Source organism: Pseudoalteromonas rubra, from assembly GCF_004212645.1.
Taxonomy (GTDB): Bacteria; Pseudomonadota; Gammaproteobacteria; order Enterobacterales; family Alteromonadaceae; genus Pseudoalteromonas; species Pseudoalteromonas rubra_G.
Genome location: NZ_PPUZ01000030.1, coordinates 1 through 13138, shown reverse-complemented (window position 1 = coordinate 13138; position 13138 = coordinate 1). Strand labels below are relative to the sequence as shown.

At 47.2% G+C, this 13138-nt stretch carries 11 protein-coding genes; 2 read left to right on the top strand and 9 right to left on the bottom strand.

The features are described 5' to 3' along the window. The first annotated feature begins 345 nt into the window (after positions 1-345). Positions 346-1296, top strand: coding sequence for a substrate-binding periplasmic protein (locus C3B51_RS10700; protein WP_130245037.1), 951 nt, complete (start codon positions 346-348; stop codon positions 1294-1296). Between the two features lie 180 nt (positions 1297-1476). Here C3B51_RS10700 and C3B51_RS10695 read toward each other — a convergent pair whose 3' ends face one another. The 7 genes from C3B51_RS10695 to ggt form a co-directional block, all read right to left on the bottom strand. Then, on the bottom strand, positions 1477-2049 hold the full coding sequence (locus tag C3B51_RS10695; protein ID WP_125717541.1) for a tRNA-(ms[2]io[6]A)-hydroxylase: 573 nt from the start codon (positions 2047-2049) through the stop codon (positions 1477-1479). 137 nt (positions 2050-2186) lie between these two features. Continuing rightward, positions 2187-2825 carry a sulfotransferase gene (locus C3B51_RS10690; protein ID WP_130245036.1) on the bottom strand — a complete coding sequence of 213 codons (639 nt, stop codon included), beginning with the start codon at positions 2823-2825 and terminating at the stop codon, positions 2187-2189. Continuing rightward, positions 2825-3199, bottom strand: coding sequence for an MAPEG family protein (locus tag C3B51_RS10685; protein ID WP_046004432.1), 375 nt, complete (start codon positions 3197-3199; stop codon positions 2825-2827). The genes C3B51_RS10690 and C3B51_RS10685 overlap by 1 nt, the downstream gene beginning before the upstream one ends. Before the next feature lie 48 nt (positions 3200-3247). Further along, a complete protein-coding gene (locus C3B51_RS10680) occupies positions 3248-3946 on the bottom strand; it encodes an SIMPL domain-containing protein (RefSeq protein WP_125717539.1) in 699 nt (232 codons plus the stop codon). Between the two features lie 90 nt (positions 3947-4036). Next, positions 4037-4852 (bottom strand): ABC transporter substrate-binding protein, encoded by an 816-nt coding sequence (locus tag C3B51_RS10675; protein ID WP_130245035.1) that lies wholly within the window; start codon positions 4850-4852, stop codon positions 4037-4039. Positions 4853-5039: 187 nt separating this feature from the next. Next, the gene (locus C3B51_RS10670) at positions 5040-6734 is read right to left on the bottom strand and encodes an NAD-dependent malic enzyme (protein WP_130245034.1); all 1695 of its coding nucleotides are present in this window, start codon (positions 6732-6734) and stop codon (positions 5040-5042) included. 173 nt (positions 6735-6907) lie between these two features. Continuing rightward, entirely contained in the window at positions 6908-8671 is a 1764-nt protein-coding gene (gene ggt / locus C3B51_RS10665) for a gamma-glutamyltransferase (protein WP_125717536.1), read from the bottom strand. 82 nt (positions 8672-8753) lie between these two features. Between ggt and rrtA the strand changes: the two genes are divergently transcribed. Further along, entirely contained in the window at positions 8754-9326 is a 573-nt protein-coding gene (rrtA, locus tag C3B51_RS10660) for a rhombosortase (RefSeq protein WP_125717535.1), read from the top strand. 42 nt (positions 9327-9368) lie between these two features. Here rrtA and C3B51_RS10655 read toward each other — a convergent pair whose 3' ends face one another. Next, the gene (locus C3B51_RS10655; RefSeq protein ID WP_130245033.1) at positions 9369-11843 is read right to left on the bottom strand and encodes a prolyl oligopeptidase family serine peptidase; all 2475 of its coding nucleotides are present in this window, start codon (positions 11841-11843) and stop codon (positions 9369-9371) included. A 304-nt stretch (positions 11844-12147) separates the two neighbouring features. Further along, complete coding sequence (locus tag C3B51_RS10650; protein ID WP_125717533.1) at positions 12148-13089, bottom strand: YeiH family protein; 942 nt, start codon at positions 13087-13089, stop codon at positions 12148-12150. Positions 13090-13138 lie beyond the last annotated feature (49 nt).

Below are 13138 nucleotides of genomic sequence, written 5' to 3'. Positions count from 1 at the left end.
ACAGAGCCGTATTGCCAATAATCTTTGCCAGGTCGAAGTTGGTGAGCGCATCAATGCCAGAGTTTTAATTTGACTGGCTGAGCCAACATTATTTTAAAGTGCAAAAACAGACTATGGCTGTGGTCATCTGTAGCGACGCTCATAAAATTGAAAACTCTGGGCGAAATAAACAAACAGACCATTTCATGTCAGAAAGCACGCAATGTCCGATACCGTCTAGTATTGGACATTAAAAGCTGCTTTATGGTTAAACCGAGAGTTCGAGAGCGCTATAAACTAAGCATTACTTTACATCCTATAATTTACGTTATGTTAAATTGTGTATCTGTGACAATACCCTAGTTTATGTCTAAGCTTATATTTAATGAGGCTAAGAGTTTTTCAACAATGCCATTTGCTTTGTTTGTGTTTTTCAGTGTCTTTACCTTCAACAGCCTTGCTTCTGTCACACTCAGCAAGCAGCTAAGCGTAATCTACCGTGACTACAAAGGCACGCATACCGTGTCTGGTAAAAAAGTCAGTGATCATACTTTTCGCTACAATCTCACTGCTCCCAAGCAAGTCGATGTGACCACTTTGGAATGGCAACCCTATATCGGACAAAGTTTATGTAAACAAGGCTGGGTGATGCAAGCCGTAATCGCTTTATTACACAGCCAGAACTATGGCGCAACCGTTACTTTCTATCCTTGGGCACGGGCCGTTGCCAATGCAGAAAATGGTAAAGTAGATATTCTGGTGCCGGAGTATTTTATTGAGCCCGAAGCGCCTTCGGATACTTTACCCGGTACGCGCCGTTTGGATCATCTCACACTGACTGAGCCATTTGGCTGGGGTCCAATTGCACTTTACAAACGTCGGGACTATAACACCGACCATTTTACCAGCCTCGGCGCTTTGGCCGATGAACGCATTGGTGTGGTTCGGGGTTACCAGAATACGCCGGAGTTTGACCGCTTAATGGACGCAGGAAAATTCAACGTTATTGAAGCCGTTGATGACGCCCACAATATCAGGCTGCTAATGGCTGGGCGCGTTAATCTTATCATCGGCGACCCGGAAGTCATTGAAATGGAAATTGCCGCTTTGTCGCAAGATAACAATGCGACCTCTCAGGCAAAAAACTTGGTTATGGTTGACCCTATTTTACAAATGAATGGTCTGTTCTTTGCTGTTTCAAAACACAATAAGTACGGCAAAACCCTGCTGTTTGAACTAAATCAGGCCATAGCCGAATTTAAAAAACACGGCATTCTGGAAGAGATAAAATACAATACCGCTAAGAGCTGCGAGTAACATTGGCTTTCGACCAATGTAAAAGGCACAGAAGTGCCCTGCTACTTACTCTTTTGGTTAAATTTGAACGATGAGAGCATGCTCAGAAAAAAAAGGGAGCAACTTACACCTCCCTTTTTAATTCTACACGTAATTTAACATAATGAAAAACAGCGCTTTTTTAGGCTGAATTTTATTCAGTTAATGCAATGCAGCGGTAAATGGAATGCTTTCGCAAATCTCGGCTTCTGCAATCAATATTTCTTCCAGGCGTGTGTCGATCACGGCCTTGTCAAAATACTCGTAACCTAGTTCAACAAACAGGTTTTTATGCTTTTCTTCCGATTTGGCAATGGTCACATAGAAATCTTTTTCTTTGCCTTCGGGTAAAGCTTCCGCGACCAGCGAAAAACGTTCGTGGCCGCGCGCTTCAATCACGGCAGCAACTAAAAGGCGATCGATTAAAAACTCATCTGAGCCCTGGCGAAATAAGGCACGCATTTTTTTTATGTAAGGATCGGCTTTGTCATTGCCTAAAGTCACGTTGCGGTCGGTCAATAATTTCAGCACTTGCTTAAAATGGATCATCTCTTCGATGGCCAGATCCGCCATCGCTTTTACCAGTTTGATACGATCCGGATAGTGGCTCAACATAGACATGGCCATACCAGAGGCTTTTTTCTCAGCGGCTGCGTGATCCTGTAAAAAGGTATCAAAGTCTGCCATGACTTTATGAGTCCAGTCGAATGGCGTGTGGAATTTTAATTCAAACATCGTTTAATCTGTTCCGTTATCGGTTTTGGGGCATTTTACCCAACTCAGGCGCTAATTTCCAAAGCCAGCAAACAATTTGCAGCTAATCCCCCTGCTCTTTATGCACATTTAAAGCAGAGTTTTTAATATCGGACATTTTACTTCTCTCTGTACAACAGGCTGTCTCTGTCTGCCTTGCCATGACGGGTTGACTCGACTTTGAGCGGATGCTCAATTTGCTTCCAGGCCGTGACTTTACCACCCTGGTTAAGGTTTGGCATTGGCTTAGTTGAGTTTGTGTGAATTCCCAGAAAGTCGCTCAGTTGTTGCAGGCTGTGTGGGTGCGACACATCTAATATCAAGTACTCAATCTGGCTTGCGTCTAAAAATCGCAGTAATTTTTGACGATGGCGCTGGTAGTTGTCTGTCAGGTAGTGATCGCACGCGATATTATCAGCACTCAAGTTGGCAAAAGTATCAAAGTAGCAGCGTTTTAAAGTGTCGTTGAATCCGCCCTGCTGAGTCTCCAGCCTGGGTAGCATGCGGGTGAGCAAGCGTCTGACTGATGGGACCCAGCTTTCCATAGATCTGTTCAGATAAATAAAGCGGCTGTTCGGGTATAAAGCGGCGAGCTGTTCATAGTCATTAAAGACCGGTGTGTCTGCAATTACTTGCGCTTGCGATAGCGTTTCACGTGTGTATGCCGTATGTGCTGTTTTAAACCCAAACTCCAGAAATGCAGCACATACGCTGGTAGTACCGGTTCTTGGCAAGCCGGCAATAAAGATTTTTTCCATTAAACAAAATAACAATAAAGGTTAATAATAGACAGCGCCAGTAATGATAAAAAGCTCAGTGCCATTCCCATTACACGCAGCTTAAGGTTAGCCAGGTTCAGGGCAAATGAATGCAAAATACGGCCGACTAAATAGGTGCCGCCGGTGAGATACAACCAAATTGCCTGACCGCCCTGAAATTCCAGTGCAAACAAGAGAATTAGCAGCAGTGGGGTGTATTCCATGAAGTTGGCATGGGCACGGATCGCCCGCTCTAACGCGGGATGACCACCATCTCCGAGCGCAACCTGATGTTTATGGCGTAAACCTATGATATCAAAGCTGAGTTTGATATAGAAAAGGGTAAATATGGCAGCAAAAAATCCTGTTATCATGACGCAGACCTACTTGTAAGTATTATAAGTAGGTCCAGTATAGAGAGTTTACTCGATAAAATACACTGCATACACTTCGGCAGTCAGTGTTGTGTCTCCGGTATTATAAGCCTGGCTGACATCCATCGCTTCTGCGGCCATCATTTTGCCACGGGCATAAGGCTGCACAGGTACGTTCATCGGTGAAAATGACACAGAATATAGTCGGCCCAAGTCTACATCAAAGTCATCGGCTAGTTCTCTGGCGGCCGCTTTGGCTTCTTCAATGGCTGACTTCTTAAGCTTTTTCATATATTCCGCTTTGTCTTCAACAACAAACTCGGTGTTATTAAACTGATTGATACCACTGTCAACAAAAGACTGAAGCAGATTAGGGTATTCTGAAAGGTCTTTAAGCTTTACCGTCAGGCTGCGGCTTACTCTGAAACCGTCAAACTCTTCTTCGTTAGTGGTGCGGTTGTAGCGTGTCTGGCGGTGCACATTCAGCTGCTCGGCATGGATATCGTTGCTTTTAATGTTAAAGTCTTTCGCAATCTGGATAGCCTTTGCCATTACCTGATCAACGTTGGATTTGGCATCCGGTAATGACTTGTGTTTTTCAGTTATCGCGACACGAATAATGGCTGCATCAGGCTGCACCTCCATTGACGACATGCCCTTTACATACAAATGTGGACCCTCGGGTAAACTGCCTGCTTGTGCGCAGGTACTGATCGCAAAAATTGCAGCGGCTAAAAGTGAGCGCATGTACGCCTCCTTACTCTGTTGGAATAGGATGATGTGATTATGAATTATAAAACCACAAGAGATGCGCCAATTAAAGCACAAGTTTGTTAATCAATGCTGAATGTTAAACGCTTTGTGTAAAGCGCGCAGAATGAAGGGCTCTTCTTGTTCAAAAAACAACCCCGTATGCGCGGAGATGATCGCCTGCTGTAGGTCGGGCCTTTGCAGCGCCGCTTGCAACAGGTCAATCGCTTGCTTGCCCTTGTTCGATTTAGCACAAGCGATATAGCCAAAAATGGTCAGCCCTGCTTCTTCTATCGCGTGAAAGCTGTAGCCATTAAGGGCCTGTGCCGAAGGATGTTCATTGATGAATACCGAGCTGTATTCAATGATCCCATCCAGCTTGTCCTGACTCAGCATAGTTCTAAGGCGATAGGCGCTTTGGTTACCCTCAGCAACCCAAAATGCATTGCGGTTAGCTGCAATAAAGTTGTCAATCTCAAGGCCATAAGAGCGCCCTTCGGACACACCTATGCTGAACCCCATTCTGACCGCAGTTCCCAGTGAAATGGTATCTGGGATGTTTGGCTGGTTTTTAAGGATCAGGCGATTTGCCGGAAAAGACATTAGCGGATAGGCGGTGAACAGCGCCATGGCTTCGCGTTCAGGTGTCTTAACCTTGTTGTACAAGCAGGCGTTTGGGTTACGTACTAATTCGCGCCATTCCCTTTCGCGGCTGGCGGGCATAAAATCCAGGGTTACTTTTCCCTGAAGAGTTTGTTCTATTTTTAGCAGTAACTGGGTTGCCAAGTCGGCGGGCGCTTGGTTCGAGTCAGGAGAGTAATCAGAGATAATATCTATGTGTATCGGTTCACTTTTTACGGTTACCGAGCAAAGACATACAATAAGCAAGATGGCGTAGCGCATTCAGTTCACCTACCTCGAACATCAATGCAAAGCCGGTTTTGCTGGATTCCTGCTGCATAGCAAAGTGAGGTCGGATCTGCACAGATTCTCTACAGTGCTCCATGCACAGCCCAACGCTGAGCAAACAGCGCTGAGATCAAGTGTGGCGCAAAAATCACAATTGCGCCACACTGTTTATACTACGGAGTTATACGCTACAGCGTTTATAGTTACGATACTCTGGTAACCAGTAGTTCTTCTCAATTGCTGCCCAGATCAGATCTTCAGGCATTTCCAGCGCAACGCCCTCTTCCATGGCTTTTTTAGCAACGGCGTAAGCAATGCGCTTGCTCAGTGGCTCAATTTCAACCAGTGAAGGAAGTAAGCTGCCTTTGCCGGTGTTAGCCCATGGCGAAGACTCAGCAAGTGTTTCACTGGCGACCATCAGCATAGATTCGGTAATGCGCGATGCTTTGGCTGCCAACACGCCCAGACCAATGCCCGGGAAGATGTAACTGTTGTTACACTGCGGAATGGTGTAGGTTTGACCATCGAACTCAATCGGCTCGAATGGGCTACCGGTTGCTACGATTGCCTGGCCCTGGGTCCATTCAATCACATCTTTTGGATGTGCTTCGACCTGACGAGATGGGTTACTCAATGGGAAGATAATTGGACGCTCACAGCCTGAGTGCATTGCCTTAATAACTTGCTCGGTAAACAGCCCTGGCTGACCCGATACACCGATCAGAATGTCAGGCTGCGCACAATGCATAACGTCCAGCAACGAAGCAAATTCGCCACTGAAGCTCCAGGCTTCTAGCGCTGATTTTGACTGGACTAAGGCTGCCTGGAAGTCACGTAACCCTTCCATACCTTCAGTCAGCAGGCCATAGCGGTCAACCATAAAGATCTGGCTACGCGCTTGTTGATCAGAAATGCCTTCGGATACCATTTGCGCAATGATCTGCTCTGCAATACCACATCCGGCAGAGCCAGCACCGACAAAGACCACTTTTTGTTCAGACAGCTTAGTGCCTTTAACACGGCAAGCGGCTAACAGTGAGCCCACAGTCACAGAGGCAGTGCCCTGAATATCATCGTTAAAGCAACAGATCTCGTCACGGTAGCGGCTCAGTAATGGCATGGCGTTTGGCTGCGCGAAATCTTCAAACTGTAGCAACACATTCGGCCAGCGGCGTTTAACCGCTTTGATGAATAAGTCCAGGAACTCGTCATACTCTTCCTGAGAAATACGCTTATGACGCGCGCCCATATACATAGGGTCGTTGAGTAGTTTTTCGTTATTTGTACCTACATCAAGCATCACAGGTAAGGTATAGGCCGGGCTGATCCCGCCGCAGACGGTGTACAGCGCGAGCTTACCGATTGGAATACCCATGCCGCCGATCCCCTGATCGCCCAGGCCTAAAATGCGCTCGCCGTCGGTCACAACGATAACTTTGACCTTATTTTTGGTCGCGTTGCGCAAAATGTCGTCGATTTGATGGCGCTCTTCATACGAAATAAACAAACCGCGCGAACTACGATAGATATCTGAAAACTTTTCACACGCATCACCCACCGTTGGGGTGTAAATGATTGGCATCATTTCTTCAAGGTGGTCGCGTACCAGGCGGTAATACAAGGTTTCATTGTTGTCCTGAATAGCACGCAGATAAATATGCTTGTTAAGGTTGTCGTTGAAACTAGAGAACTGCTGATAGCAGCGTTCGACCTGCTCTTCAATGGTTTCAAAGCGTGGCGGTACGAGACCTGTCAGGTTAAAGTTCTCGCGCTCGCGCTGACTAAATGCACTGCCCTTATTTAATAGCGGCGTTTCTAAAAGCGTAGGGCCAGAGTATGGAATGTAGAGATAATTGGGATCGGATTGTTTAGTCATATTTACAAGCTGTGACTCGTTAATTTAAGTACAAGGGATTATTATTGCGCAAATGCATTAAAATTCAATGAATTTTAAGCATGTCAGACCAATAAAAAACGGCTCTGCTGAGGCATGGTCAATGCGTAAACAGAGCCGTACATTATACGTTATTTAGTGAATGAGCGCCAAGGTTACTCGCTGGATTCACCCATTGCAGCGCCTTCCCTGCGCGGATCGGCGCCACCGACTAACAGATCATCTTTCACCTCGATGGCGTGAATACCTGAGTTGAGATCTCTCACTCTGACGGTATGACCTTTGGCTTCCAAAATTGGCTTTAATTTTGCGATGTCGGTGCCCTTTTCAAGCGTGGTGTATTGGTTGCGATTTGTCACCCTTGGCAAGTCAATCGCCTGCTGGGGTGATAACCCCCAGTCGAGTACGCCAATCACGGTTTGTGCAACATAATTAATGATCCGGCTGCCGCCCGGAGAGCCAACTACCAATTTGAGTGAGCCATCTTTGTTAAAGACCATCACCGGCGACATCGAGCTGCGCGGCCGCTTGTTTGCTTCAACCCGGTTGGCAACCCACAAGTCCCCTACTTTTGGTGACAGCGAAAAGTCGGTCAGCTGATTGTTGAGCAGATAGCCGTTCACCATCACGGTTGAGCCAAAAGCCATCTCGATAGAGGACGTCATCGAAACCGCGTTGCCATCGGCATCAACAATAGAAAGGTGCGTGGTTGAGGGTAATTCGTAGCTGTCATCCATGGCGTATGCCAAAGTGCCCTTGCTGGGATCGCCAATGGGCACTTCTTTGTTGTCCTTGTCTGTGATGAGTTTGGCCCGCTGTTTCAGATAGGCCGGGTTGAGTAAACCTTGTGTAGGTACTTCAACAAAGTCAGGATCGGCAATGTAATAGTTGCGATCGGCAAATGCCAGACGCGAAGCCTGAGTGAATAAATGAATCGCCTGCGGATCATTCGGTTGATACTGACTGAGCTTTTTACCTTCCAGTAGTTTTAAGATCTGCAGCACGGCAATCCCGCCACTGCTGGGTGGAGCCATTGAACACACACGATAGCTGTGATAGCTGGTACATATGGGGGCGCGCTCTTTGCTGTGGTAATTTTTGAGGTCGGACAACGACAACACACCCGGTGCGATGGCGGCTTTTTGCACCGCACGCACTATATCATCGGCATTTTTACCTTCATAAAAGCCCTTGAGGCCAAACTCAGCGATTTCGCGGTAGAGCTTGGCCAGCTCCGGGTTACGCAGTAACGTGCCGGTTTCGAGTGGTTTACCATCAGGATAAAAGTACTCTTTGGCCGGGGATAGCTTGGTCAAACCCGGGTTGAGTTCCTTTTCTAACAGCATATGTAAGCGGGGTGACACATTAAAGCCGTTCTCGGCAAGCTCGATTGCAGGCTTAAACAGATGACGCCACTTGAGCTTGCCATATTTATCATGTGCCTGTTTTAGTGCATGAAGTATCCCGGGTGTGCCAACAGAGCGACCCCCTACTACCGCCTCAATCCAGCGAACCGGCTTGCCTTCTTTGTCTAAAAATAATGACGGGGTTGCGTCTTTCGGTGCCGTTTCACGACCATCAAAGGTGGTGAGGTATTCATTTTCTTTATCATAATGCAGAATAAACGCACCGCCCCCAATGCCTGACGATTGAGGCTCAACCAGGGTCAGCACCAGCTGAGCGGCAATGGCAGCATCGATGGCACTACCGCCTTGTTGTAGCATCAACTGCCCGGCTTTACTGGCATGGGCATTGGCTGCAACCACCATGTACTTTTTAGCCGTTTTCTCTTTTTTTAGCTGCAATCCGGTCGCGGCTTCGGGCTCTCTGACTTCTCTGGTGTTGTTGTCTAATGCTGAGGAGGTGAATGGTAATGCGGCGCCGAGCGCCAGTGTGGCAAGTGATAGGCGATATTTCATAGAGTCTGGAAATTCTTCTGATAGATGATTGGCATCATAAAAGTAAACAGGCACAATATGCAAAAAAATTCTAAGAAATATTATGTTTGATCTGCCGTTAGCACCTCGCTACCTTCTTCCACCTGCAATTCTGATTACTCTTTGTGCGGTACTTATGCTGCCATCTGTCCAGGCATTACTCACCTTCAACCGTGAGCTGATTGACCAGGGCGAATTTTGGCGGATCCTGACCAGCCAGTATGTTCATACCAACTGGACGCACTGGCTGCTAAATGTGGTCGGCGTGGTGTTTATCTGGGTGTTACATGCGGAATACCGCTCGCCTAAAATTTATGCCGCTCACCTGATGCTGCTTGGGTTGTGGACAGGTCTGGGCATCTGGCTTTTTTGTCCGGATATCCGCATTTATACTGGTCTCAGTGGCTTGCTTCATGGCGTAATAGTCTGGGGGGCAATTAAGGATATTAAAGTGGGAGAAAGAACCGGCGTACTGCTCTTTTTGGGCATCCTCGGTAAACTGGCCTGGGAGCAGTATGCGGGCCCCAGCGATGAAGTCGGTCAGTTAATTTCATCCCGCGTTGCGATTGAATCACATTTAATTGGAGCCATTGGCGGAGTAGTGCTGGCCCTGCCCTTGCTGTGGCAAAAGAAATAATGCTTAAAAGGCGCAGCCCTTATGAGCTGCGCCAACTTTAAATTACAGGTTTTCTTTGAACAGTTTATAAATACGACGGTATTGGTCCAGCCAGCTTGAAGGCTGCACAAAGCCATGCGGCTCTACCGGATAAATTGCCGTTTCATAATTTTCTTTCTCCAGCTCTATCAGCCTTTGCACCAGTCGAACTACATCCTGGAAAAACACATTGTCATCAATCATAGGGGCATTGATCAGCATAGGTTTGTTCAGGCCTTCGGCAAAGTAAATGGGTGAGCTGCGGCGATATGCAATGGGATCATCCGCCGGGCGGTTCAGGATATTGGAGGTGTAGGTGTCGTTATAATACGCCCAGTCAGTGACAGGTCTCAGTGCCGCACCGGCCTGAAATAGTTCAGGCTGAGTAAACAGCGCCATAAAGGTCATAAAGCCACCATAAGATCCGCCATACGTACCCACTGCACCTCTGTCGACGTTGACGTTTTCAACCATCCAGTTTACGCCATCGGCCAAATCTTCAATTTCAGGTTTACCCATGTGGCGGTAAATAGCAGTGCGCCAGTCTCGTCCATATCCTTTAGAAGCGCGATAGTCCATATCCATGACCACGTAGCCTTCGCTGGCGAGCAAAGAATGGAACATAAACTCGCGGAAATACACAGACCATCCCATATGTGAGTTTTGCAAGTAGCCCGCACCATGATTGAAAATCACCGCTTTACGTGTATTACCTTGCTCACCTTTCTGGTAATCGGCCGGATAGTAAACCTTGGCATAGATTGGTTGGTCGGTATGGCTGGATGGCACGGCGACAACTTTGGGAGTGATGAGTTTTTTGCTTAAGAACGCCTCAGATACGGTATTAGTGATCTGTTTGGCTGTACTACCCGGTTGTGCATCGGCAATAAACAGTTCCGGTGGCATGGCTATTTTTGAGTGCGTCAACAAGAGTTTGCTTTCATCCGGACTCAGTACATAGTCCGTCATCCCATTGAGGTTGGTCAGCGTTTCCAGTTCACCTGATTGCACATTCACACGGTATATCTCATAGACACCCGGATGCTTTATATTCGCCTTAAAATAGATAGCGCTATCATCTTTGGCCAGCGTCAGCTCTGACACTTCGTATTTTCCTGAGGTCAGCTGAGTCGCCTTACCTTTCAGTGGCTTGGTATATAAATGACTGTAGCCAGATTCTTCAGACAGGTAATACAGCGTATCTTCATGGTTGAGCCAGCCAAAGTCATTGTGGGTGTAGTTAACCCAGGCCTTATCGTGCAGGCGATGCTGCGACACCAGCGTATTGTTTTCAAAATCTACAGTTGCAATCCAGCGATCTTTATTGTCCCAGGCTTCAACCATCACTGCGACTTGAGAGCCTTGTGCGTTCCATTGGATAGCAGATTGATCCCAGGCCCAGTCAAGGATCAGGGCAATGTGACGCGGTGCATTTTTGCTGGTATACGTTTTACCCTGAGCGCGAGCATTTTCACTTTTTACCTCGGCCAGCACATCGTCATCAAAACCAGGTAAGCTTTGGTAGCTCAGCGCGTGTTGCCCTTTGGTATTCAGGTCAATGAATATCAGCGTGTGCTCAACGGGTTTGTTGTCTGCCACACGGCTGCGTGCTTTAACGGGGTCAATATTGCCATCTTGCGTAACGTAATTAGGCATGATGTCTTGTGCGCTTCGCTTGGGCACGTCTTTGGTGGTGGCAACAATGAGTTTATCACCCGCTGGCGATAAGCTGGTTTCGACGATACGCTGGTCTTTGCCCAGGTAAAACAGGTTGTCGTCGAGCGTGTCATTTTGCGCTATCAGTGCTTCTTTGCGGCTTTGCGCGTCTTTGGCGTTTTTATGCTGAAGTGCAACATAGCCGATGAGCTTGTGTTGCTCCTGCGCAAGATAATTCTGTGGCTCAGTGACGCCTTGTGGCGCATTTGCAGTGATGAGCTTGGCCAGCTCAGTAGTCAGGCCTGATGCCAGATCAATGGCATAGAAGGTGTTGTCTGCAACGTAGGCAAGCTGCCCGTTGGTCAAAAACTGCAGTTGCTCGGCTTTTTGGCTGGAACGTGTCAGCTGGGTGACCTGGTTGGTGGTAATATCTTTGACAAATACGTTCCCCGAAAAGATGTAGGCCTGTTGCTTACCATCGCGCGAATATACCGCATCATCTGCACCAATCTGGTGCTTGTCTGATAACGCGACTGGTTGCAGCCCTTGCTCACCATAGCTGAACGTGTCTCGTAGTTTACTTCCCACTTGTTTTTGCTTAAACAGCACAGATTGACTATCTGCGCTCCAAAAAGCGCCCTCCGGCTTTCTGCCAAGCCAGTCGGGATGGGCCATTGCCTGCTCGAGCGTGATGTTTTCAGTTCCTGTCGCTTCAGAGCTGGCCATGACGGCTGGGGGAACTGTTTCGTATGCTGTTGATTTATTATTACTTGTTTGAGTGACCTGACAACCAGCCAGAAATAATGCTGATGCCACGGCAAGAGAAGTAAGAGATTGTTTCATTTTATGAATTATCTAAATTTGCTATTGAACGCTAATTTAAGCAAATGAATACAGATAATTCGAACAATTTTAGACAAACGACCAGTTTGAGCGATTATTGCAAAAAAAAGGCCAGTAAAGATACTGGCCAAATACTCTCTGCGCTCACATAGTCGTTGATGGACAACGAGTATGAAATGAGGCCTATCCACGCCTCATAAAAGTAGACCTGTGGTCATCAGAATAAGTTCCAAAAAAATTCATTTTTTTTATTTTTTCTGTAATGCGCTGATCTGCATGCAGGTAACTCACTGAACCATTGAGATTACAGCGCTATCAGGCCGTCCAAAATGAGTAACAGCATTACACCACTAACGATAAACCAGAGCACAGTTGCCATTGCAAATGGTCGCCAGCCACTTTGACGCAACATGGCCATAGATACACCGCTGCCGATCAGAAACAAGCTGGCAACCAGCACCGACTTAGCGCCACTATAAAATACAGACCAGACGCCTTGGTACTCAGGCAACCAGGTATTGATCATCGCAGCCGCAATAAAACCGACTATGAACAAAGGAATACTGGCTCTTTCACTAGAGCGTGAGAGCACTCCCGCCATAGCAGCATAAGGCACTATCCACATCGCTCGGGTGAGTTTAATGGTGGTTGCCATTGCCAACGCGGTTGGGCCGTATACCGCAGCTGCTGCAACAACACTACTGGTATCGTGAATCGCAAGGGCACTCCAAATCGCAAACTGACTTTCAGTGAGTGAAAAGTAATGACCCAGCCAGGGAAAGATAAGCAGGCCAAGCGCATTTAAGGCAAACACGACGCTCAGCGAAATCGCGATTTCATCCTGTTTTGCTTTGATCACAGGCGCCATTGCCGCTATCGCACTGCCCCCGCAAATTGCGGTGCCGAATGAGATGAGCGTGCCGGTATTGCGGTTGAGACGAAACACCTGGCTGAGAATTTCACCCAGTCCAATTGTGGCCGTGATACTAACTATGGTTAACACCACAGAGCTACTGCCAACAGCCAGGACATCTTCGATATTCACGTTAAATCCCAAGCCTATCACGGCCACTTTAAGTAACCATTTTGATGCGGTATTAGACAGATCAGCAACAGGGTTTCCTAATACAAGCGCAAACCCAAGACCGATAAATAGTGCCAAAGACGCGCTGGCAAAAGGCGAAAGCGTAAATAAGAAGGCAAACAGAAATAAGGCTTTGTGAAGACCAGGTCGTTCTAATAACATAATATACCAATTTTACTTAATACTTGGTCAATTTGACGGAGCAAATATG

Excerpts from the sequence above, each read along its gene's own strand:
- C3B51_RS10700 (WP_130245037.1), top strand. The coding sequence starts at position 346 with ATGTCTAAGCTTATATTTAATGAGGCTAAGAGTTTTTCAACAATGCCA.
- C3B51_RS10695 (WP_125717541.1), bottom strand. The coding sequence starts at position 2,049 with ATGTTTGAATTAAAATTCCACACGCCATTCGACTGGACTCATAAAGTC.
- C3B51_RS10690 (WP_130245036.1), bottom strand. The coding sequence starts at position 2,825 with ATGGAAAAAATCTTTATTGCCGGCTTGCCAAGAACCGGTACTACCAGC.
- C3B51_RS10685 (WP_046004432.1), bottom strand. The coding sequence starts at position 3,199 with ATGATAACAGGATTTTTTGCTGCCATATTTACCCTTTTCTATATCAAA.
- C3B51_RS10680 (WP_125717539.1), bottom strand. The coding sequence starts at position 3,946 with ATGCGCTCACTTTTAGCCGCTGCAATTTTTGCGATCAGTACCTGCGCA.
- C3B51_RS10675 (WP_130245035.1), bottom strand. The coding sequence starts at position 4,852 with ATGCGCTACGCCATCTTGCTTATTGTATGTCTTTGCTCGGTAACCGTA.
- C3B51_RS10670 (WP_130245034.1), bottom strand. The coding sequence starts at position 6,734 with ATGACTAAACAATCCGATCCCAATTATCTCTACATTCCATACTCTGGC.
- ggt (WP_125717536.1), bottom strand. The coding sequence starts at position 8,671 with ATGAAATATCGCCTATCACTTGCCACACTGGCGCTCGGCGCCGCATTA.
- rrtA (WP_125717535.1), top strand. The coding sequence starts at position 8,754 with ATGTTTGATCTGCCGTTAGCACCTCGCTACCTTCTTCCACCTGCAATT.
- C3B51_RS10655 (WP_130245033.1), bottom strand. The coding sequence starts at position 11,843 with ATGAAACAATCTCTTACTTCTCTTGCCGTGGCATCAGCATTATTTCTG.
- C3B51_RS10650 (WP_125717533.1), bottom strand. The coding sequence starts at position 13,089 with ATGTTATTAGAACGACCTGGTCTTCACAAAGCCTTATTTCTGTTTGCC.